At 26.4% G+C, this 23154-nt stretch carries 24 protein-coding genes and 1 pseudogene; 13 read left to right on the forward strand and 12 right to left on the reverse strand.

The features are described from left to right. Positions 1–35: 35 nt before the first annotated feature. The 3 genes from Q7K47_02710 to Q7K47_02720 are packed head-to-tail and all read right to left on the reverse strand — an operon-like array spanning position 36 to position 1535. Positions 36–482 carry a GNAT family N-acetyltransferase gene (locus Q7K47_02710; protein MDP0506118.1) on the reverse strand — a complete coding sequence of 149 codons (447 nt, stop codon included), beginning with the start codon at positions 480–482 and terminating at the stop codon, positions 36–38. Between the two features lies 1 nt (position 483). Beyond that, the gene (locus tag Q7K47_02715; protein ID MDP0506119.1) at positions 484–1122 is read right to left on the reverse strand and encodes a YitT family protein; all 639 of its coding nucleotides are present in this window, start codon (positions 1120–1122) and stop codon (positions 484–486) included. Then, positions 1080–1535 carry a MarR family transcriptional regulator gene (locus tag Q7K47_02720; GenBank protein ID MDP0506120.1) on the reverse strand — a complete coding sequence of 152 codons (456 nt, stop codon included), beginning with the start codon at positions 1533–1535 and terminating at the stop codon, positions 1080–1082. The genes Q7K47_02715 and Q7K47_02720 overlap by 43 nt, the downstream gene beginning before the upstream one ends. Before the next feature lie 150 nt (positions 1536–1685). On the opposite strand from Q7K47_02720, the gene Q7K47_02725 reads away from it, so the two are divergent. The 6 genes from Q7K47_02725 to Q7K47_02750 all read left to right on the forward strand — a co-directional run bounded on the left by Q7K47_02725 (position 1686) and on the right by Q7K47_02750 (position 8045). After that, the gene (locus Q7K47_02725; protein MDP0506121.1) at positions 1686–2489 is read left to right on the forward strand and encodes an alpha/beta hydrolase; all 804 of its coding nucleotides are present in this window, start codon (positions 1686–1688) and stop codon (positions 2487–2489) included. A gap of 126 nt (positions 2490–2615) precedes the next feature. Beyond that, a complete protein-coding gene (locus Q7K47_02730) occupies positions 2616–3887 on the forward strand; it encodes a TolC family protein (GenBank protein ID MDP0506122.1) in 1272 nt (423 codons plus the stop codon). After that, the gene (locus Q7K47_02735) at positions 3874–4983 is read left to right on the forward strand and encodes an efflux RND transporter periplasmic adaptor subunit (GenBank protein ID MDP0506123.1); all 1110 of its coding nucleotides are present in this window, start codon (positions 3874–3876) and stop codon (positions 4981–4983) included. The genes Q7K47_02730 and Q7K47_02735 overlap by 14 nt, the downstream gene beginning before the upstream one ends. Further along, positions 4955–5635 (forward strand): ABC transporter ATP-binding protein, encoded by a 681-nt coding sequence (locus Q7K47_02740; protein ID MDP0506124.1) that lies wholly within the window; start codon positions 4955–4957, stop codon positions 5633–5635. Before Q7K47_02735 ends, Q7K47_02740 begins: the two co-directional genes overlap by 29 nt. Further along, on the forward strand, positions 5632–6858 hold the full coding sequence (locus Q7K47_02745) for an ABC transporter permease (protein MDP0506125.1): 1227 nt from the start codon (positions 5632–5634) through the stop codon (positions 6856–6858). The genes Q7K47_02740 and Q7K47_02745 overlap by 4 nt, the downstream gene beginning before the upstream one ends. A 14-nt stretch (positions 6859–6872) precedes the next feature. Then, a complete protein-coding gene (locus Q7K47_02750) occupies positions 6873–8045 on the forward strand; it encodes an iron-containing alcohol dehydrogenase (protein ID MDP0506126.1) in 1173 nt (390 codons plus the stop codon). A 33-nt stretch (positions 8046–8078) separates the two neighbouring features. On the opposite strand, the gene Q7K47_02755 is transcribed toward Q7K47_02750, so the two are convergent. Both Q7K47_02755 and Q7K47_02760 read right to left on the reverse strand, forming a co-directional pair. Further along, complete coding sequence (locus Q7K47_02755) at positions 8079–8552, reverse strand: DUF2147 domain-containing protein (GenBank protein MDP0506127.1); 474 nt, start codon at positions 8550–8552, stop codon at positions 8079–8081. 10 nt (positions 8553–8562) lie between these two features. Beyond that, a complete protein-coding gene (locus tag Q7K47_02760) occupies positions 8563–9543 on the reverse strand; it encodes a hypothetical protein (protein MDP0506128.1) in 981 nt (326 codons plus the stop codon). Positions 9544–9680: 137 nt separating this feature from the next. On the opposite strand from Q7K47_02760, the gene Q7K47_02765 reads away from it, so the two are divergent. The 3 genes from Q7K47_02765 (at position 9681) to Q7K47_02775 (ending at position 11955) form a co-directional block, all read left to right on the forward strand. After that, positions 9681–10430: a hypothetical protein gene (locus Q7K47_02765; protein ID MDP0506129.1), complete on the forward strand. Its 750-nt coding sequence runs from the start codon at positions 9681–9683 to the stop codon at positions 10428–10430. Between the two features lie 26 nt (positions 10431–10456). Then, entirely contained in the window at positions 10457–11644 is a 1188-nt protein-coding gene (gene coaBC, locus Q7K47_02770; GenBank protein MDP0506130.1) for a bifunctional phosphopantothenoylcysteine decarboxylase/phosphopantothenate--cysteine ligase CoaBC, read from the forward strand. Between the two features lie 68 nt (positions 11645–11712). Beyond that, on the forward strand, positions 11713–11955 hold the full coding sequence (locus Q7K47_02775; GenBank protein ID MDP0506131.1) for a TIGR03905 family TSCPD domain-containing protein: 243 nt from the start codon (positions 11713–11715) through the stop codon (positions 11953–11955). A gap of 15 nt (positions 11956–11970) precedes the next feature. Here Q7K47_02775 and Q7K47_02780 read toward each other — a convergent pair whose 3' ends face one another. Together Q7K47_02780 and Q7K47_02785 are read right to left on the reverse strand one after the other, a co-directional pair. Then, complete coding sequence (locus Q7K47_02780; GenBank protein MDP0506132.1) at positions 11971–12642, reverse strand: 4Fe-4S binding protein; 672 nt, start codon at positions 12640–12642, stop codon at positions 11971–11973. Positions 12643–12654: 12 nt separating this feature from the next. Further along, positions 12655–12786: pseudogene (locus Q7K47_02785) on the reverse strand (hypothetical protein). A 242-nt stretch (positions 12787–13028) separates the two neighbouring features. Between Q7K47_02785 and Q7K47_02790 the strand changes: the two are divergent. Further along, positions 13029–13910, forward strand: a complete 882-nt coding sequence (locus Q7K47_02790) for a helix-turn-helix transcriptional regulator (GenBank protein MDP0506133.1) — start codon at positions 13029–13031, stop codon at positions 13908–13910. Between the two features lie 78 nt (positions 13911–13988). Here Q7K47_02790 and Q7K47_02795 read toward each other — a convergent pair whose 3' ends face one another. Genes Q7K47_02795 through dpaL form a run of 5 tightly spaced genes read right to left on the reverse strand, consistent with a single transcriptional unit; the run spans position 13989 to position 19252 of the window. Further along, positions 13989–15152, reverse strand: a complete 1164-nt coding sequence (locus Q7K47_02795; GenBank protein ID MDP0506134.1) for a Xaa-Pro peptidase family protein — start codon at positions 15150–15152, stop codon at positions 13989–13991. Between the two features lie 12 nt (positions 15153–15164). Beyond that, positions 15165–15302: a hypothetical protein gene (locus Q7K47_02800; protein MDP0506135.1), complete on the reverse strand. Its 138-nt coding sequence runs from the start codon at positions 15300–15302 to the stop codon at positions 15165–15167. A 19-nt stretch (positions 15303–15321) separates the two neighbouring features. After that, positions 15322–16821, reverse strand: a complete 1500-nt coding sequence (locus tag Q7K47_02805; GenBank protein ID MDP0506136.1) for a sodium-dependent transporter — start codon at positions 16819–16821, stop codon at positions 15322–15324. Positions 16822–16843: 22 nt separating this feature from the next. Further along, the gene (locus Q7K47_02810; GenBank protein MDP0506137.1) at positions 16844–18022 is read right to left on the reverse strand and encodes a YgeY family selenium metabolism-linked hydrolase; all 1179 of its coding nucleotides are present in this window, start codon (positions 18020–18022) and stop codon (positions 16844–16846) included. 18 nt (positions 18023–18040) lie between these two features. Then, positions 18041–19252 carry a diaminopropionate ammonia-lyase gene (gene dpaL / locus Q7K47_02815; protein MDP0506138.1) on the reverse strand — a complete coding sequence of 404 codons (1212 nt, stop codon included), beginning with the start codon at positions 19250–19252 and terminating at the stop codon, positions 18041–18043. Between the two features lie 292 nt (positions 19253–19544). Here dpaL and Q7K47_02820 point away from each other — a divergent pair, with 292 nt between their 5' ends. From Q7K47_02820 to Q7K47_02830, 3 genes are all read left to right on the forward strand, one after another. Further along, positions 19545–21254 (forward strand): sigma 54-interacting transcriptional regulator, encoded by a 1710-nt coding sequence (locus Q7K47_02820; protein MDP0506139.1) that lies wholly within the window; start codon positions 19545–19547, stop codon positions 21252–21254. 390 nt (positions 21255–21644) lie between these two features. Continuing rightward, positions 21645–22634 carry an aspartate--ammonia ligase gene (gene asnA, locus Q7K47_02825; protein MDP0506140.1) on the forward strand — a complete coding sequence of 330 codons (990 nt, stop codon included), beginning with the start codon at positions 21645–21647 and terminating at the stop codon, positions 22632–22634. Positions 22635–22695: 61 nt separating this feature from the next. After that, the coding region (locus Q7K47_02830) for a glutamine synthetase III (GenBank protein ID MDP0506141.1) at positions 22696–23154 on the forward strand (459 nt) is incomplete at its 3' end.

The raw sequence follows: 23154 nt of genomic DNA on the forward strand, positions 1-23154 counted from the left end.
ATCAAAACAGCCTTCTATAATTAGAAGGCTGTTTTTTAATTAAATTTTAATTTCATTTTTATATGTTCTATTCCTTCTTCTATATACATCTTTGTAACTGCTCTAAATCCTAAAGATTCATAAAACTTTTTCAAATAAAATTGAGCTGATATAGTTATTTCTTTTTCTTTTAAATCATTTTTTATATAATCAATAGCTTTTTCCAACATTTTTCTTCCTATTTGTCTTTTTCTCTCTGATTTTAAAACTAAAACTCTTCCTATTGACATAGTTTCATAAGAAACTCCTGCTTGTATTATTCTTAAATAACCTATAATTTCATCATTTTCTTTCACCATTAAATGATATGATTTATAATCCTTATTATCTAAATCATTATATAAAATTTCTTGTTCCATAACAAAAACTTCTGCTCTTACTTTTAATATTTCATATAATTCAATACTTGTTAATTCTCTAAATTCTTTTATTATTACTTCCATTTTAAACACTCCTTTTATATTTTAATAAATTAATAATTTTTCCTGATATAATTAAATAAACTATACTAGACAAAGCTGACATTTTCCCTAAAAATATTATCGTTAAAAAAATTACTAGAATATCTAAAATTATTAAACTAGTACCTATCTTAACAGCATATATTTTTTCTAGAATTTGCGAAATAATTAAAGTTCCACCTGTATTCCCATCTAATAATATTATAAAACCTATTATAACCCCTGATAAAATTGAACCTAATAATATTCCTAAAATATTATTCTCTCCAATAAAAAGCTGTAGATTTTTTATTTGAAAATATTTTTCTACTAAGAATATATTTAATGAAAGAACAGTAATACTATAAAATAAATTTTTAGTATAATTTTTACCAAATACGTAAAATCCTCCTATAAAAATAGGTATATTTAATAATATATAAGCTATTGCTACAGGAATTTTAAAAAGATAATATATTATTAAAGCCAACCCCGTTGTTCCCCCTGATATTAACTTTAAAGGAACTATAACATTAACAATTACAAAGGCTAGTAAAATTAAATTTAAATTTAATTTTATATACGTTCTTAGATTTTTATTTAAAATTTTATACTCCCTCCTTTTTTTATAACTTCTTCCCATAAATTTCTAGTATTTTTTCTCATCTTTATGAGTAGAGATAAAAGCTCTCGTTTTTCTTTTTCACTTAATCCTTGTGTTGTTATTTCTACTAAGGCTTCTTCATTTTTTCTTAATAATTCATAAATTTCTCTTCCTTTTTTTGTACAATATAATTTAAATTCTTTTTTATTATCCTCTTCCTTTCTTTTTTCCACAAGACCATTATCAACTAATTTTTTTACAGATTTTGCTGTTGTACTTCTTTCTACACTTAAAACTTCTGCTAATTTTTCTTGAATAATTCCCGGATATTCAAAGATTCTAACTAAATAAAGATTTTGACTTTTTGATAAATTAAAAGCTTTAAACTCTTTTTCATCTATAGTAGCTATACTTCTAGAGATTGTTCCTATCTCTCTTAAAATTTCCTTCACTTATATCCCTCCCATATAATTATATGCTTTATATTAACTTATTTTTATTGAAAAGTCAATAAAAATAGTTGAATTTTCAATAAAAAAATAATTTCTTTTATAAGATAACATGTGTTATAATATGATGACTATTAATTTAAAGGAGGATATATGCTTATAACTTTGAAAAACAACAAACAATTAAATATTGATATTACTGGAACAGGTGAAAACATTGTCTTTATACATTCTTTTCTTTGGGATAATAAAATGTGGACCCCTCAAGTTGAAGAACTTTCTAAAAATTATACATGTATAAATATTGATTTATGGGGACATGGCTTATCTGATTCTTTAGAAGACACTGAAGAATATTCTTTAGAACATCTTGCAAATGACATAAAAGAAGCTTTGAATATTTTAAATATCAAATCTTATACTTATATTGGACTTTCAGTTGGTGGAATGCTTGGACCTATTCTTTATTCTCTAGATAAAGATAAAATGAAAAAACTGATAATTATGGATAGTTATGTTGGACTAGAATATGAAAATACTAAAGCCTTATATTTTCAATTACTAGAAAAAGTTAAAGAGAATGAAAAAGTTACTTCTGAACTAGCTGATAAAATTGCCCCTATGTTTTTTGCACCTGAAAATACAGCACGTGGTTTCCAATTATTAAAAGATTTTTATAATCACTTAATAAACATTAATAAAAAAAATATTAATACTATTGTTGCTTTAGGACGAGGAATTTTTGGAAGAAAAGATGCTCTTCAATTATTAAAAGTAATTAATATTCCTACTTTGTTTATGGTTGGAGAATTCGATATTCCTAGACCAAAAAAAGAATCAATTGAAATGAAAGAACTTGTTAAAAATTCTAAATTATCAATTGTCCCCCGTAGTGGTCATATATCTAACCTTGAAAATATTGAATTTGTAACAAAAGAATTTAAAAAGTTTTTATAAAAAAAAGTCATTGCTTGCAATGACTTTTTTTAAATACTTTTATATGTTATAATAAATTTTAGTAGTTAGTTTTAACTTACTACTAAAAAAATGATAAAATGAATAATATAATAAAAGGAGTATCTCATGAAAAAAAAGGCAATATTATTCTTACTACTTTCTAGTATAAGTTTCAGTAAAAATTTAGACTTAGACATTATGTTGAAAGATGTTTCTAATAATTCTTATGAAAAAAACATTTATAATATAGAACAAGAAAAAAGTGAAATTAATAAAAAATTTTATAAATTAGATAATTACAATGGAATTAAAGGTAGTTCTGAAACTACTTACTATAGAGAAGACCAATTATATAAAACAGAAGGAAATCTAACCTTTGGAGATTTTTATATTAATGGTACGAAAAAAGAAAAAGAAGAATCTGATTTAGTTATTGGTATCAATAAAAATATTAAAGATATGCTTTATTCAGAAAATGATAAAAATTTAAATAATACTTTAATTGATAAAAAAATAAATACATTAAATTATTTTAATAATTTAGAGAAAAAGAAATTAAATTTAATTGATCTTTATAAAGAATATAAAAATATTGAATTTGAAATTGAAGCTAAAAGAAATGGTGTAAAAACTCTAAAAAGTGAAGAAAAAATATTGAAAGAATCTTTCAACTTAGGAAAAAGTTCTAAAATTGACTTAACCTCTGCAAAAATAAATCGAGAAAATCTTGAAATAGAATTAGAAAATTTAAAAAGAAAAAAAATCAAACTGCAAAAAAGATTTTTTTATGATTTTAAAATTAAAATAGAAGGAAATACTTTAAAAGAAATACCTAAAAAAATTAATAATTTTGAGTATTTTTTAAATAATATTGGAAAGAAAGACTTAAATATTTTAAATCTTGAAAAAGATAAAATAAAAGAAAATATTAAATATTTAAAATATAATGATAAATATCCTGATATTTCCATAGGATTGGAACACGATTTTGGTTCTAGAGAAGAAGAAGTTAAAGAAAATAGAATTTATTTAAAAATATCAAAAAATTTATTTTATTATGACAATAACTTAGAAAATGAAAAATTTAATTACAAAGAGAAAATATTACACATAACTGAACAAAAAAATAAAAATAATTCTGAAATTTTAAAAATCCAAGAAGAATATGAAAATTTTAATAAAGAATATAAAATAAACAAAAATAAAGCAATATTAGAAAAAAATAAATATGAAATTAAAAAATTAGAATATAAACTTGGTAAGATAAAGTATTTAGATTTAATAGATAGTTTCAATGATTTTTTAACATATACAATTGATGCTGAAAAATCTAAAAATGATTTAAATGCATATATTTATAAAGTAATAATTAGAGGAGACTATAATGAAAATAAATAAAAAAACAATTGGAATATTTTTAATAATTACAGCTATAGGAGGAGGCCTTTTCTTTAAATTTCATTTTCATTCTAAAAATTTGAAATCTTATGAAGTTTTAAAAATAAATATTGGAAATGGAAAAGGATATATTAATGCCTCTGGAAAAGTTGAAGCTAATGATACTAAAGATGTTTTTGTGGATAAAAAATTAAAAGTGGACGAAGTTTTTATTCAAGAGGGCGATTTTGTAAAAAAAGGTCAGCTACTTATGACATTTGATGACACCCAAAGAAATAATATTAAAAGAAATTTAGAAAGAAAAAAAATTAAATTAAACAGAGAAAAAAGAAATTTAAAAATAATTGAAAAGCTCTATGAAATTGGAGGTAGCTCTACTAATGAAGTTAAAGATTTAAAAGAAGATATCAGATTATTAGAAATTGATATTGAAGAATATAATGAAGATTTATCTAAAACTGCTGAAAAAATATTAAGTCCTGTAAGCGGTACTATTTCCTCTTTAAAAGCTCAAGAAAATTATTTAGTTGATACTGACCAAGCTCTTTTAAAAATTATGGATCTTTCAAATATAAAAATCATTTTAGAAATTCCTGAATATGATATTAAAAACATTCATTTAAATCAAGAATTAATTTTAAAACCTGAAGTTTTTGAAAATAAAAAAGAATTTAAAGGAAAAATTACTAAAATAGCAAAGGTTTCCAAAAGCTCTTCCATAACATCTGAAAATATTGTAGAAGTAGAAGTTATGCCTTTAGAAGAAATTCCAGATATTGTTCCTGGATTTAAAGTTTCTGCAACTATCTATTTAGATGAAAACAAAGATAAAATAATTATTCCTAAAACTTCCATACTAGAAGATAATAAAAAATATTATGTATTTTCTGTGAATAAAAATGGAATTTTATCTAAAAAATATATCAAAATAAAATCTTTAGAAGGAGATAAAGTTATTGTCTTAAATGGTTTAAATATCGGAGAGGATATCTTAGAAACTCCATATGAAAATTTAAAAGAAGGAGATAAAATTTTACCTTCTAATAAATCAGGAGGTGAAGCTAAAGATGATCATAAAGGTAAAAAATCTAAATAAATACTATAAAAATGGTGATAATTCTCTGCACGCTCTTAAAGATATTTCTTTTAATATAGAGAAAGGAGAATTTGTAGCTATTATGGGAAGCAGTGGAAGTGGAAAATCTACTATGATGAACATTTTAGGATGTCTTGATAAAGAGTTTCAAGGAAAATATATTTTAGATAATATTGATGTTTCTTCTGTAAAAGAGGATAAACTTTGTAAAGTTAGAAATTCTAAAATTGGTTTTGTTTTTCAAGCCTTTAATTTACTTCCAAAACTATCTGCTTTAGAGAATGTAGAACTTCCCCTAGTTTATTCTGGTATTCATAAAACTAAAAGAGAAGAAAAAGCAAAAAAAGTATTAGAAAAAGTGGGTCTAAAAGAAAGAATGTATCACAAACCTAATGAACTTTCTGGAGGTCAGAGGCAAAGAGTTGCTATTGCTAGAGCTTTAGTTAATGATCCTGCTATTATTTTAGCTGATGAGCCTACTGGAAATTTAGATAGTGTCTCTGAAAATGAGATTATGAATTTCTTCAAAGAATTAAACGAACAAGGAAAAACTATAGTAATTGTCAGCCATGAACCTGAAGTTGCTAAATTTTGCAAAAGAATTCTTCTCTTTAAAGATGGGGAAATCATAAAAGATGGTGATAGCAAATGAATTTTATAGAAAGTTTTAAAAGCGCTATAAAAAGTTTAACAGGAAATAGAGCTAGATCATTTTTAACAATGCTTGGTATAATTATTGGAATAACATCTGTAATTACAATGTCTGCAATAGGAAAAGGTGGGCAAGAAAATATTACTGGTAAATTAAAAGAAGGAGGATATGGTAAATTTACAGTTTTTGTGGATAAGGGAGCTAAAAATTTTAGATGGAAATATCTTTTTGATGATGTCCTAATTAAAAAAATTAAAGATACCGGAGAATTTAAAGATGTCACTCCTTATGTTAGAGATAGAGTTTATTCTAAAATCGGAGATAATTTTAGTAGAGTATGGTTTACTGCTTCTACTCCTTCAGTTGAAGATATTGACAAAGTTGAAATGATTGCAGGAAGAAATTTTTTAAGTTTTGAATATAAAAACGCTGAAAAAGTTGCTATAATAGATGATGTTACAGCTATTAATTTATATGGTTCTATTGATAATGCTCTAGGGAAAGAATATAATATTTTTAAAAATAGGAAGTCTGCTAGTATCATTTATGAAATTGTAGGTGTTTATAAAAATCCTTTCAAAGAATTTGCAAATGCAATGGGAGGACTTCGAATTCCTAGATTTATAAGATTTCCATTATCAACATATGACCGAATTTATAACCTAAAAAATGCTGGTTCTTATGAAGAAATATTAATTGAATCAAAAAATCCTGAAGAAGCAAAAAATAGTATGGTAAAGTCAAAAGAAATTCTAGAAAACATTATTGGCATTAAAGATTTATATGAAGTAGAAGCTCTTGCTCAAGGATCTTCATCTTTTGATAACATACTTAGTACTCTTAATATTTTTGTAACATTTGTAGCTGGTATTTCTCTTTTTGTAGGAGGAATTGGAGTTATGAATATAATGCTTGTCAGTGTTATTGAAAGAACAAAAGAAATTGGAATAAGAAAAGCTATTGGAGCTACAAACAAGGATATCCTACTTCAGTTTTTAATAGAATCTGTTATCCTTACAGGACTTGGAGGAATCATTGGAATTATATTAGGTTTTTCTCTAGGAGAAATCATTGGAAAAATCATTGGAATACCTCCTTTATTTACACTTAGTTCAATTGTTATATCTCTTTTAGTATCAACATTTATTGGAATTATTTTTGGAGTAATTCCTGCAAAAAAAGCAGCAGAACTTAATCCAATTGAAGCTCTAAGAGCTGATTAAATAAAGGGGGAACTATGGAAAATTTTAAATATTACACACCTACTAAAATCATTTTTGGAAAAGATAGGGAAAAAGAAGTTGCAAAACTTTTAAAAGAATTTAATGGAAAAAAAATATTAATTCATTACGGAGGAGGAAGTGTTATTCGTAGTGGACTACTTGATAAAGTAAAAAATTATTTAAAGGAAGCCAATATCCAATATATTGAACTAGGAGGAGTAAAACCTAATCCAAGACTATCTTTAGTTAGAAAAGGAATTGAGCTTGGAAGAAAAGAAAATATTGATTTCATTTTAGCTATTGGAGGAGGAAGTGTTATTGATTCTGCCAAAGGAATAGGATATGGAATGATGTTAGACCATGATGTTTGGGATTTATATTCTAAAAAAGAATTTTCTAATAAATGTATGCCTATAGGAGTTATCTTAACTATGGCTGCTGCTGGAAGCGAAATGAGTCCTAGTAGTGTTATAACTAATGAAGATGGATGGCTTAAAAGATCATTTAGTATTGATAATGCTAGACCTAAGTTTGCTATTTTAAATCCTGAATTAACTTTTACATTACCTGAATATCAAAGTGCTAGTGGAATTGTGGATATTATGATGCATACAATGGAAAGATATTTTTCACCTGTTGGAAATATGAAAATAACAGACGAAATTGCTGAAGGTTTACTTAGAACAGTTATTGAAAATGCTCCTAAAGTTATAAAAAATCCAAAGGATTATAAAAGCAGAGCTGAAATCATGTGGGCTAGTTCTCTTTCTCACAATGGACTTACAGGTTGTGGGGGTATTGGAGACTGGTCTTCACATCAATTAGAACATGAACTTGGAGGATGTTATGATGTTGCTCATGGAGCTGGACTGTCTGCTGTTTGGGGATCTTGGGCTAGATATGTTATGAACGAAAATCCTAAAAGATTTGCTGACTTTGCAACTAAAGTTTTTAATATAGAAAACTGTGGTGATAAAGAAACAGCTATATTAGGAATTAAAGCTATGGAAACTTTTTATAAAAGTATAAATATGCCTATTTCATTAAAAGAACTTGGATTAAATTTATCAGAAGAAGATTTACATATGTTAGCTAACAAATGTAGTTTTAATGGAAAAAGAACTATTGGTTCTTTCAAGAAATTGTTCGAAGAAGATATGTTTAATATTTATAAAAATTCAAGATAATATAAGAGCCTCCTAATAGGAGGCTTTTATTAATTATTTATTTAAATTATATTTTTTTAAATCTTTAACTCTTTTTGCTTTTTGACTAACTCCTAATATTCCTGCTTTATCAAAAGAACCTCTAAGTTTTAAATGATCTTCATCAATTAATTTAGCACTACCATGATAACGCTTCCCATGCCAGGAATCATATACCCATCCACCTTTTAATTTTCCTTTTTTCTCATATAAATCACCTACTATTTGAAGTCCCATAACTTTTCTTGATTTTACTCTTAATTTCTCATCAGGATTATTTCTGTCATATTGTTCAATCCCTTCCATTTCATCACCTTTTGGATAGCATATATCTTTTAACCAAACAACATGTCCCACATATTCTTCTTGTTTAGTTTTATCTATTTTAATGATAAACTTTCCTTCATTCATCATCCAATATCCTTCATATCCTTTTTTTGCAAAAACAACTGTACTAAGCAAAAATAATAAACATATTAATTTTTTCATAATCCCTCCATTAATTAAAGTTTTCTTCTACAACAAGCCACAATTTTTTCAAACCTCTTATCTCAAATAAAGATTTTAAAATCTTTATTCCTAATTTTCTATCAACAGGATAACCTATGTTTTCTAAATCTTTAAAACTTTCTAAAGCATATTCTAATATTTCATATAAATATTCTTTTGTTGACTTATCATTTAGTATGTCTATCTCACTTGCTTCTTTTTCTAAAATAGAGTACTTTTCCATAAAAAAAGCAATTCCTAAATTTATTTTTCTTTCATCATAATCTTCTTTCATATCACACAAATCATCTAATCCTTGAAGAGATAACCCTAATTTATATAAAGAATCTAAGCATCTATTTATATTCTTATCATTTTCTAAATATTTAGGAGCTATTAAACCAATCTTTAATAATTCTCCTCCTATTCCACTATGAATTTCATTAAAAATATATTTATAACTAGGATATATTTCATATAAGGAACAATCTCTTAGTCCTTCACTTTTAGCTATAATATGTATCTCTTCTAATATTTTATAGCTTATACCTCTTTTTTCTTCATCTAAACTATTTAAAATATCTTCTAAATTTTTATAGAGAAACAATGTCAATAATGTATTTTCTGTTACATGTTCACTTATACCTTTTAGAAATATTGTTCCTTTTTTTTCATCATCAATAATATTATCTGTACAAGTAATTATTCCTCTTAAATAAAAAATACATTTTCCATATTTAATCTTATTTTCTTTAGGAATATCTAAAAATTCTATTAAACTTAACATAAATAATGTGAAAAAATTCTTTCTTATATTTTCTTTCATAGAACTTCTTTTTATTTCAATATCTTTATAAAAAGAAATTTTTGAAATATCATTTTCTATTTCATCCATAATTAAAGAATAGATTTTACTTGATTCCTTAAATAAATCTTTTAAATCTTTCTCCACTTTCTTTAGTTTTATATTATCTAACATTTTTTTTAACATAAGACCTCTTTTTATTTATTTTATTTTGTAATTCATTATACCACATTTATCTAAAATTAATTAAAATAAGTATTAGCTTTTTTATTTAAAATGCATTATAATTATTATAGTGATACAATTTTCAAAGGAGGATTTATATGGGATTATTTGATGGACTTTTTAAAGAAAAATCATCTACTGTTAATAATGACAAAGAGCTTAAAGAAATTACTAACCTAAATAATATAATAGTTGACAAAGATTTAAAAATTGAAAAATTAGAGGGTGAATTAACCACTTTAAAAAATGAAACTCTTTCACCTAAACAAGTTCATATTATGGAAAAAAATTTAAAATCTTCCAGAGAAACTAATAGTACTTTAGAACAAGAAGTTATAAGATTAAAAAAGGAAATTGAAAAATTAGAATCAGAAATTTCTAATAGTAACGTTTCTTTTGACAATATTTATAAAAATTTAATTAACAATAAATTTATTTATAAACTAGGAATTGACAATTTTTTTAAAACCGTTAAATTTGAAGAAGTTCGTAATTTTTTAACAAATAACAACATCTTATTTATTCAAGATTTGGAATCTTTTCCTGCTCTTGAAGATATTTTAAAAATTAAAAATGGACGTTTAGCTTTAAAAAAATATGAAAAGTTAAAAAAAGGAATTGTTCCTTGGGATTTAAGAATTTTCCTTTGTAAAGGAGAAAAAATTCAAAAAATATATAAAAATAAAAGAAAATTTATAACTTATCTTAACGAACATAATATTGAATTTATGGATGATATGAATGATTTTGATTTTGAATCATTAATTGTAAAAGGTGGCTTTCCAAAAAAAGCTGTTGAAGAATTTAAAATCTTAACCGACAACTATTTCAACGAATTCAAATTATAAAATAATTAAAAATTAGGAGTATACAAATGAAAAATATTTTAATTGGTGTTTGTGGTGGTATTGCTGCTTACAAATCCGCTAACATAATTTCAAAATTAAAGAAAAAAGGTTATAATGTTAAAGTAATTATGACTAAAAATGCTACTGAAATAATCACTCCACTTACTTTAGAAACTCTTTCTAGAAATAAAGTTTTTATTGATATGTGGGATAAAAATAGAGGATTTGAAGTTGAACATATATCTCTTGCTGAATGGGCTGATCTTTGCCTTATTGCCCCTGCTACTTACAATATTGTAGGTAAAATTGCTAATGGAATTGCTGATGATATGTTATCAACTGTTGTTTCAGCTTGTACTTGTGATAAATTTATTGCTCTTGCTATGAATGTAAATATGTATAATAATCCTATTTTAAAAGAAAATATTGAAAAATTAAAAAAATATAACTATAAATTCATTGACTCTGATGAGGGATTCTTAGCTTGCAACGCTAATGCTAAAGGACGTTTAAAAAATGAAGATGAAATTGTTAATATTATTGAAAATTATTTTTTAAATAAAAAGAAAAAGAAATTACTAAAAGGAAAAAAACTTCTTTTAACAGCTGGGAGAACTGAAGAGCCACTAGATCCTGTCAGATATTTCAGCAATAACTCAAGTGGTAAAATGGGTTACTCTATTGCTATTCAAGCAATTAATTTAGGAGCTGAAGTAACTTTAATTTCTGGACCTACTAATCTTGATATTCCTGAGGGATTAGCTGAATTTGTACAAGTTAAAACAGCACAGGAAATGTGTGATGAAGTTTTAAAAAGATTTGATAATATGGATATTGGAATTGGATGTGCTGCTGTTGCTGACTACAAGCCTAAAGTTTGTGCTAATCAAAAAATAAAGAAAAATACTGATGAACTTGTTATTACTTTAGATAAAAATCCAGATATTCTTTATAACATGGGACTTAGAAAAGAAAAACAAGTTTTAGTGGGATTTGCTGCTGAAACTGAAAATATAATTGAAAATGCAACTAAAAAACTTAAAAAGAAAAATCTTGATATGATTGTTGCAAATAATGCTCATAATATGAGAAGCTCTAACAATGCTGCCACATTTATAAAAAAAGATGGAAGTATGAAAGAATATGAAGAAAAACCTAAGTTTGATCTTGCTTTTGATATTTTAACAGAGGTAGGGAATATAATTTCTAAATAAAAAGTTATTGACATATTCTAATAACTACTATATTATAATATGAGATTAATAATAAAGGAGTTTAGGAAATGAAATTTTATCAAACAACAGGTACTTGTGCAAAAGAAATTGGTGTAATTGTGAAAGACAATATTATTGAAGAAGTTAAATTTGTAGGTGGTTGTGACGGTAATACGAAAGGACTTTCTAGCCTTTTAAAAGGAATGAAAGTAGAAGAAGTCATTACTAGATTAAAAGATATCACTTGTAGAACTAAACCTACTTCTTGTCCTGATCAACTTGCTAAAATATTAGAAGAAAACTATAGATAATAAAAAAATCCCTTATTAAAGGGATTTTTTTATTGCATCAACTGGACAACTAATTTTGCACGATCCACATTCATCACAATACTTAGAATTTATAAAATATTTATCTTCATGAACTATAGCATCAAAAGAACAAATTTCTAAACATTTTCCACAACTAATACATTTTTCAGCATCTATAATTAATCCTGCTTCTTTATACTCCATTCCTCCAATAGAAAAACGTTCTCTTTTTATTTTATAATCTAATTTTTCTTTTGCAAAATCATAATTAAAAACCTCTCCTTTAAATTTATATAAAATAAAAGTTGTCATACTTGGATATCTTTCAATATCTTTAATCAAAGCATTAAATCTAATATCTTTAGATGCTTTTTCTTTTAATACTTCAAAAGGAATTTCTTTCACATAACCATTTACCCTTATAAAAAAACCTAGAGGGAAATTTGAAAGCCCCTCTTCATCATGTTCTACTGGAATATTTTCTGATACTAAAGAACAAACTGCTACCTTTTTATTTTTAATTAATTGCTCGTAAAAAGATTTTGTATTCATAGTTTGAAAATAAATTCCCTCTTCATCATATGTTAAAAAATGAGCTATCCTAATTTCTGGAAAATCATTATTAACTGTTGCAAAACTATAAGAATGAACTTTTTCAAAAGCTTCATAAATTTCTTTTATTTTCATAACTTCCTCCTTTTAAATATTTTTTTCTCTATAAAACTTTTTATTAACTAAAGCCATGGTTTTTCCATATCTATATCCTTTAGAAAAACTCATTTCTCTTTTTCTCTGTTCACTTACTGACATATCACTAATCAATATATCTGTTTCTCCACTTTGCTTTCTTTTCTACAGCCTGTGAATAATAAATTAAAACTGAAAAATAATCCTATAAAAAATATACTTTTTATTTTCATTGACATATAATATCTCCTTCTCCTTACTTTATATTATTATACGTTTTAATATATATAATTTGAATATTATTTTACGCCTAAAAAATATAAAAATAAGACTTTACAGTTGAATAAAAAAAACATATGTATTATAATAATAATGAGGTGAGTTATATGAAAGTACAAAAAATGAACTATCAAAATCCAAAAGATAAGCAATACTTTGATTTTGAAATTATAAAAATTAGAAAATTTTTTGAAAAACACCCTCAAAAACTTTTAGAAACTGATGTACGTCTTGAATTTTGGGTGTTATTATATATTACAAAAGGAAGTGGAGTTCACTATATTGATTTTAAAAAATATCCTTATAAATCAGGAGATTTAATTATCATTGAACGTCGCCGTGTCCATTCCTTTAAAGTGAATAACGATGTAGAAGGTTATGTAATCAATTTGAATGAACCCTTCTTTTTTGAAGATAGCGAAAATAATAATATGGATTTACTTGCTTTCTTTGAAACACCTGATGAAAGACCTATTTTATCTATAGATATGTCCAGTAATTCAACTAATAAGATTCTCATAGATTTAATTTATAAAGAATATAGTGAAAATCATGATTATTCTTCAAGAAATCTTATTCGTTCTTTATTTAAAAGTTTTATTTTTTCATTATACTTAAAAGAAAAGGATAAAATTATTCACTCTTCTACTATGGAATATAAATATTATAATAAATATCGTGAACTAATTGAGCTTAATTTTAGAAATTTAAAAATAGTCAATGATTATTCAAAACTTATAGGAGTTAGCGTTAAAACAATAAATACAGCATGTAAAAAATGTGCAGATATTAGTGCTAAACAACTTTTAATAAACAGAATTATACTTGAAGCCAAACGTCTTCTTGTTAAAGGAGATATGAAAATATATCAAATTTCATATTATTTAGGTTTTAATGAGCCTGCTAATTTTTCAGCATTTTTTAAAAAACATACAGGAATGAGCACCAATGATTTTAAAAACATTATTAAGCTAAAAGAATACAAATAATTATTTTTATAAATTAAAAGTGCACTTAAAGTATAACCTTCAAGTGCACTTCTTTTATTTTAATACTGGTTTCTGGGCTTATTTTGTTGCTATTTTATGTAATTTTCTACTTCCTCCTGATAAACACTCACAACCATCTTTAGTTATTACAAAATTTTCTTCTAAATCAAAAACTCCACCATCATTAACTACTCCTGGTTCTAAATTTATAATCATTCCCTCTTGTAAAATAGTATCATCATAAATAGTTACTGAAGGGGGTTCAGTACTACTAAGACCCATTCCATGACCCATTCTTCCACAATCAAACGTTGCTTCAAAACCTGCTTCTTCCATCAATCTAGCACATTCTCTTGCAACATCAGCTATTGCTACTCCTGGTTTCATTGACTTTGATGCTTCCATTGTTATTTCATGTATTTTATCTTGAAGTTTTATATTTTCTTCTGATAATTCTCCTACAATTCCAGCACGACAAAAATCTGACCAATATCCATTATATCTAGCTCCTAAATCAAGCCATAACATATCACCTTTTTCTAATTTTCTATCAGTACTTGTTTTACTTATTCTTCCATAATTTTCTTTTCCTGAAGTTATAATTACAAATCCTGGATATTCAGCTCCTCCGTCTAACATGTGTTTTTGAACTTTTTGAGATATTTCTCTTTCTGTCATTCCTTCTTTAACTTCTGGGAAAGTATTATCATGAGCATAACTTGTTGCTTGACAAGCTCTTCTTAAACACTCTATTTCTTTTTTAGATTTTATTAATCTTTGTGACCAAATTAAACTAGCCGCATCTACAAATTTAACTTCTGGAAGAATTAATTTTAATCCTTCGTAGGTATTTATTTCAAAACTTATCCTTTGTTCAAACCCTAATTCCATTCCAACATTTCCACTTGTCATTCCTATCTTCTCCATCACTGATTTTAATTCTTCAGGAGTTGGACCTAATAAGCTTCTAAATTCTAAAACGTCACAACAAAAAGATATTGCAGCAGCTTCAGGGGCTACAAATGTTTGTACCATTAATTTAGGAACCCCATTAACTGGTATAAATAAGAATGAAGGTCTTGTAAAAGTTGACCATGGTGCATGCGTACAATAATTTGCATAATAATTTAAATTTGCTTCAGCACTTACTAACATTCCACACATATTTTGTTCTTTCATTTTCTTTTGAGCTAATTTAATTCTAGCTTTTATATCTTGTTCATTAAATTTTATTAATTCCATTATTCTATCTCCTTATTTTAATTTTTCTTCTTCTAGTTCTCTTTTTTCTTGTTCCTTCGAAACTTTTTGTAATCTTAAAATTAAACCAACAAAACCACCAAAGAATATTGTTAAAATTATTATCATTGATATAATACTTGATGTTGTCATTTTGACCTCCTAATTTTAATTAGTTACTGTATCCATTATCTGGAACTTCTGGATATTCTTCTCCATTAAAGTATTTATGTTTTACTGAATTTGCAATTTTATCATTAAATATAATTGAAACTAAAATCATCAATCCACCTTGTACAAAGAAAGTTCCTAAATTTGCAACCCCAAATGGATTCCACCAATTTGCTTCCCAAGCAATTGATTGATATGACCACCATACAAACATAAGAAGAACTACTGCTGGAGCAAATATTTTAATTGATACTTCCCACCAAGATCCTATATTCATAGCTGTATACTTTGTATTTAAGAATTTTTCTCTTACTTTTTTAGCACCAAACTTACGTATTGCAAAACAAGAGAATAATGCTCCTACTAACATCATTTGACCTGCTACCCAGTCTTGATTTGATAAGAAATTAGCATTCCATGCTGATGGAGCTCCCCAAATTAATAACAATAAGAATATTTTTATTATACTTTTCTTTCTATCAAATCCAGAATCAACAAATGGTAATGATACTATCATAAAATGACAAATATTTGAAGAAATTGCGGCAAATAATAAACTAACGAAGAACATTATCGAAACTATATATCCACCTGGCATATGCTCAAATAAATTAGTCATAGAAATAAATGTTAAACCATTATTTCCTGATTTTGTAATTGCTATTGCTTCTGTTATTGTTGGAGCTAATGCAAATATTGCTGGTATTACCGCCATTCCTGCAATTAATGATACTGAGGCATCACCAAAAACTTGAATTGTTGTAGTTAAACTAACATCTGATTTTGCTCTTGAAAATACTGCTAAAGTTATTACTAATCCCCAACCTGGACCTGCTGACCAAACTGCTTGTGTTAAAGCTTCTAACCAAAGTTTATAGTTTAATAACTCCTTAAAATCAAAATGAAATAAATATTCTAAACCTTTTCCTGCTCCAGGTAATGTTACTGATCTTATAGCTGCTACTAACAAACATCCTAATAAAACAGGCAAGAAAATTTTATTTGCTTTTTCTATCCCTTTTACTCCTGTATATGCTATATAAGCAGATACGGCAAGAACTATTATAAATAAAGCTAAAGTAATTATGTTTCCATTTGAAACAGAATTAAATTTAGTTACTTTATCTACTCCATAATAACCCTTTGTTACAGACAATCCTAAGTAATAAGCTACCCAAGCCACCACTGCTGAATAATAAGCTGCAACACATGCCATTATTATCGCAACAACTGCTCCCATCCAAGCAAACTTTTTACCTACAAAATCTCTAAAAGCTCCTGGAGTTCCATGTCTTGAAGCCCGTCCCATTACATGTTCTCCCATCATAATGGGCAAACAAATTATAATACACATAATCGCCCACGCAATTATAAATGTTCCCCCACCATTTGCAGCTGCAACTCTAGGAAAACGCCATATATTACCCGTTCCTACAGACCCAGCAATCAAAGAAGCCACTAACGCTAATTGTGATGAATAACCTAGTTTCTTTTTGTCCATTACTTTCCTCCCTACTATTTATTTACTTTAAATTAAAAACTAACATAGAATAAAATTTACAAGCTTCTATAATTTCTTCAACTGAACAATTTTCATCTTTAGTATGTGCATATTTTGGTTCCCCAGCTCCAAAACCTATTGTTGGTATACCATATTTTCCTGCTGAAGTTACACCATTTGTTGAAAAATCCCATTTAAAAATTTCTGGTTTTTTATTATTTAATCTTTCAAATGACTCTACGGCAGATTTTACTAATATATGTTCTTGATCTATTTCCCAAGCTGGTAAAAACGAATGTAATATTGTTTCTTTTCCTGTCCAACTTTCTCCTATTTGATTATATATTTCCCATTCTGCATCTGTTCCTTCAATTAGCATTTCAATTTCTTCTTTTATAAATTTTTTATTTTCCCCAATTATTAATCTTCTATCTAAATAAATACTACATAAATCTGGTACTGCATTTAAAGATACTGAATTACTTTCTATTTTGCTTAATGCTACAGAACCTCTTTCTCCATTAATTTTTTCAAATTTATTTTCTAATTCCTCAATTTTTTTAATAATTTTGTTCATCTTATAAACAGCGTTTTCTCCTTTTTCAGGAAAACTACCGTGTACTGAAATTCCTTTTGTTGTTATCTTTATTAAAGTTCTTCCCCTATGCCCTATTGCCAACTTCAATTCACTTGGTTCACAAACAACAACATAATCAGGTTTTATTTCATCTTTTGTTAAAATATATTCTAATGCAACTCCATCATAGTCTTCTTCCATTAAAGAAGTTGATATGTAAACTGTTTTCCCATTAGTTAACCCCAACTCTTTTGCCATATACCCCGCATAAATAGTTGCTGCTACCCCAGCTTTCATATCGCAAGAACCTCTTCCATAAATTCTACCTTCTTTTATTTCTCCCCCAAATGGATCCATTTCCCATTTTTCAGGATCACTCACTTCAACTGTATCAATATGAGAATCAAATAAAATTTTCTTTTCTCCGTTACCAATAACTCCTATCACATTTCCAAGATCATCAAATATCACTTTATCGTAGCCTAATTTTTCCATTTTTTCTTTTATAAAAAAAGCTAATTCTTTTTCATGACCTGTATAACTTTTTATTTTAATAATATCTTGAGTAAATTTTATCAAATCTTTTTCCAATTTATTCATTAACTTTTCTATTTTATTTTTCACTCTGATCTCTCCTTCTCTCTATTTATTAGAACACATTCCATTCCATACAACATTTTTATATCCTTCTAAATCTGTATCTCCCTCTGTACTTATGCATAAAACTTTTGAATTTTCATCAAGTTTTAATTCATTTAAAAATTCTTTATACTCTTCTTTATTATCTGATAACACTGTAAATAAACCTAATCCAACTGATCCTGATTCTCCTGAAATAACTCTTTTGTCATTTCCTAATGGACTAGATAATACTCTCATTCCTCTTGCTGAAATACTATCTTCACAAGAAACTGAAAAATCTGAATTATCTCTTAATATTTTCCAACTTATTGTATTAGGTTCACCACATGCAAGACCTGCCATTATTGTTTTTAAATCTCCAGTTACATTATGAGGATTACCATCATTAGCTTCCATTGATTTATATATACAATTTGCTCCATGAGGTTCACATATTACTGTAATTGGTCTATCTTCTCCATATAAATGAGCTAAATATCCTTGAATAGCTCCTGCAAAAGATCCTACCCCAGCTTGTAAAAATACATGAGTTGGTTTATCTCCATCTAATTGTTCTATTATTTCATTTATAATAGTTGTATACCCTTGCATTATCCACAATGGAATTTCTTCATATCCGTCCCAAGCTGTATCTTGAACCATAACTCCACCAGTAGATAAAGCTTTATCATTTGCAAGTCTTACTGCATCATCATAATTTAACTCTGTTATTGTTGCTTCTGCACCTTCTTTTCTAATATTTTCAAGTCTCATAATAGCCGATCCTTTTGGCATATAAACAATTGATCTTTGTTTTAATTTATTTGCCATCCAAGCTATTCCTCTTCCGTGATTTCCATCAGTTGCAGTGACAAAAGTAATTTCTCCAAGTTGATTTTTTATCTCCTCAGAAACTAATACATTAAACGGAAGCTCTGCCATAGGTCTATTTAATCTTTCACTTAAATATTTTCCCATTGCATAAGATCCTCCTAAAACTTTAAAAGCATTTAGTCCAAATCTTTTTGATTCATCTTTTAACCAAACTTTTTTAACCCCATAATATTTAGCTAGACTCTCTAAATCAACTAAAGGAGTTGGCTTATAGTTAGGTAAAGTCTTATGAAAATCATACACTTCACTTATGACTTCATCTTCAAAACCAAATAAAGCTTCCTTTTTATAATTTTTATCTCTACTCTTTTCATTTTTTATCCATTTTAATAATTCCATAATTATCAAAACCTCCTTAACTTTTTCGTTACACACTTATACTAAGCAATTTATATGCCATCTATATAAAAGCATTTCCTTGATCTTTAACTGAACTTTATAAGCCATTACAAACCACTTAATTTTCTTATTATTCTATCAAAATGATAATTGACTATCATTTTGATAATTTTGGCGTTACCCCTCTATTTTATTACATATTCTCTGAATTTTAAACATTTTTTCTTGATTTTTCTTTATCATTTTGATAATTTGTTGTATAATAATTTTATAAAATAAACTAGGAGACAATATGGAACTATTAAATAATGCAATTGATGATATCAAAAAATATGCTGAAACTATATCTCAAGTTATAAATATTGATGTAGAAATTATGAGTAGAGACTTAGTTAGAATAGCTGCCACAGGGGTTTTGAAAAATAAAGTTGGCCTAAATATGAGCTCTGAAGCTCATGTTTATAAGATGGTCTTAAAAACAGGAGAAACTAAAATAATTACTTCCCCAAGGCAAGACCCTATTTGTGAAACCTGTCCTTCTAAAAACACTTGTTCTGAAAAGCTTGAAATATCAACACCTATAATGTATAAAAATACTCCCATTGGAGTTATTGGACTTATTTGCTTTGAAGAAGAGCAAAAAAAACAATTCATGCAAAAGAAGACCTCTTATATTAAATTTTTAATACAAATGGCCTCTTTTATTTCTTCTAAAATTTACGAAGTTAACAAAAATAAAGAAATTGAATATAACAATAAAATTCTAGCTAATATAATAGATAGAATTCCGGATTCTATTATCCTTACAAATGATGATGATAAAATTGAACTTATTAATGAACCTGGAAAAGAACTTTTCGATTCTGAAGCTCACTCTAAATTAAAATCAGATAATATTATCCCTTTATTTGACAAAAAAGAATTTAATTTAATCTCTCAAAATAGAAATCATATTGTTGTAGGAGATATTATTAAATTTCCTACTGATTATGGAAAATCAAAAACTTTATATATTTTTCAAGAATCAAATAAATTTATGACATATATCAATAATTTAAAAAGTAACCTAAATAATAATTTTATTTTTTCTTCTAATGAAATGAGCACTGTTTATTCTAAAATTTCTAAAATAACAAAAACAGATACTACAACTTTATTAACAGGAGAAAGCGGAGTAGGAAAAGAAGTTATCGCTAAATTAATACATTCTAGCAGCAACCGAACTAATGAACCTTTTATTGCTGTTAATTGTGGCGCTATTCCTGAATCTTTAATTGAAAGTGAATTTTTTGGTTATGTTAAAGGAGCTTTTACTGGAGCCAATCCAAAAGGTAAAATAGGTTTTTTTGAACAAGCAAATAACGGAACTATATTTTTAGATGAAATAGGAGATATGCCTTTAAATTTACAAGTTAAATTGCTTAGAGTTCTACAAGAAAAAGTAATCTCTCCGATTGGTTCTAATCATCCTAAGAATATAAATATAAGAATTATTGCTGCAACTAATAAAAACTTAGAAGAACTGGTTAGAAAACATGAATTTAGAGAAGATTTATATTATCGGTTAAATGTTTTCCCTATTTTTATACCTCCTCTTAGAGAAAGGCCCAAAGATATTAAAGATTTAACTATTTTCTTTGTTAAAAAATATTGTGAAGATTCTGGAATTTTAGAAAAAACTATTTCCAAAGAAGTAATAAATATATTTTTAAAATATAATTGGCCAGGAAATATTAGAGAATTAAAAAATATTATAGAATATTCTTTAACTATATCTGATTCTTTTGACCACACTATTACTCCAAAAGATTTACCGCCTAAATTAATTTATTCAATTAATAATAATTCTATTAAAACTCTCGCAGAAATAGAAAAAGATGCTATTTCAAATTTATTAATAAAGTATGGAAATTCCTCTAAAAACAAAGAAGAAATTGCAAATATTTTAGGAATTGGTATTGCAACTTTATATAGAAAAATAAAGCAATATAATTTAAAATAAAACATTTTATTTCAAATAAAACTATTTTAATTTAAATACTCTTAAACTAGTTACCTTGGCAACATATAAATTTTTTAAATTCCATTTGACAAACGCATCAAAATAATATATACTTGTACACATATTAAGAAGAACGGAGGAGACATATGAAAAAATCTATTATTTTAACCACTATAAATAACAATAATAATAATGGCAATATGTCGGGATTTGATCTTACTTAATGTTTCATAACATTTTAAGGGCAAATCCATTTTATCTTGTTTAATTTAAGATTAAGATTTGTGCCCTGATTATTCGTTAATTCAAACCATTTGGGTGCTAAACTCAAATGGTTTTTTTATTTAAATTTTAAAAGGAGTGATAATTATGAAAAAATGTATTATACCGATAGGATATGAAAACAAGTTGAGTTTATTTGAAACTGAAGTTAGTATTAAAAAAGTTAAAGATTTCTTCCAACAATCTTTAGCCTATGAATTAAATTTAACTAGAATATCTGCACCTTTATTTGTAAGTGAAGCTTCTGGACTTAATGATGACTTAAACGGTTATGAAAGGGCTGTAGCCTTTGATATTAAAACTGTTCCTGGAAATTTTGCTGTAATTCATTCATTAGCAAAATGGAAAAGAATGGCATTAAAAAAATATGAATTTCCTATGCATGCAGGTCTTTACGCCGATATGAATGCTATCAGAAGAGATGAAGATGAGTTAGACCCTTTACATTCTATATATGTTGATCAATGGGATTGGGAACTTATTATAAAAAAAGAAGAAAGAAATATGCATTTTTTAAAGAAAACTGTAAAAAATATTTTCAGAGCTCTTCAAAAAACCGAAGAATATATTAATAGAGAATACCCTCTTTTAAATAAAAAATTACCAGAAGATATTTTCTTCATAACTTCTCAAGAGTTAGAAGATATTTATCCTAGTTTAACTCCAAAAGAAAGAGAAGATGCCATTGCTAAAAAATATAAAGCGGTATTCATCTCTCAAATAGGAAAAGCTTTAAAATCTGGTGAAAAACATGATGGTAGAGCACCTGATTATGATGATTGGGATTTAAATGGAGATTTACTAGTATGGTATGAACCATTAGAAAAAGCTATAGAATTAACTTCTATGGGAATTAGGGTTAGTGAAGAATCTCTTGCTAAACAACTTGAAATTGCTGGAGCTACTGAAAGAAAGGAACTTCCTTTCCATAAAGCTTTACTAAATAAAGAACTACCTTATACAATAGGTGGAGGAATAGGACAATCTAGAATTTGTTTATTTTTCTTAGAAAAAATTCATATTGGAGAAGTACAGGCTTCTATCTGGCCAAAAGAAATGATTAAACATTATGAAAAACATGGAATTAAATTTTTATAATTTCATATTTTAATAAATTAACTTTTATCTATTATTATTTACTTTTAGGAGGTATTTTTAAATGAATAACATGCTAGAAATTTTTGGAACAAACCATTTTTCTGAAATAGAGTTAAAAAGTAGAATCCCTGGTTCTATTTTTAAAGAATTTAAAGCTGTTCAAAGCGGAAAAAAAGAACTATCTATTTCTGTTGCTGAAGTAATTGCCAATGCTGCTAAAAACTGGGCTACTGAAAAAGGTGCTACTCATTTCACTCACTGGTTTCAACCATTAACTGAGCTTACTGCAGAAAAACATGAATCTTTTATTTCTGTTTCTTCTGATGGTAGTATACTTTCTCAATTTTCTGGAAAAGAATTAATTAGAGGAGAAGCTGACACTTCTTCTTTCCCAAATGGTGGACTTCGTTCTACATTTGAAGCTAGAGGATATACAGCGTGGGATTTATCATCTCCTATGTTTTTAAGAGGACCTGAAAAAGCAAAAACTTTATTTATACCAACTGCTTTTGTTGGGTAT

This window comes from Fusobacterium sp. JB019 (assembly GCA_030673965.1).
Classification (GTDB): Bacteria; Fusobacteriota; Fusobacteriia; order Fusobacteriales; family Fusobacteriaceae; genus Fusobacterium_B.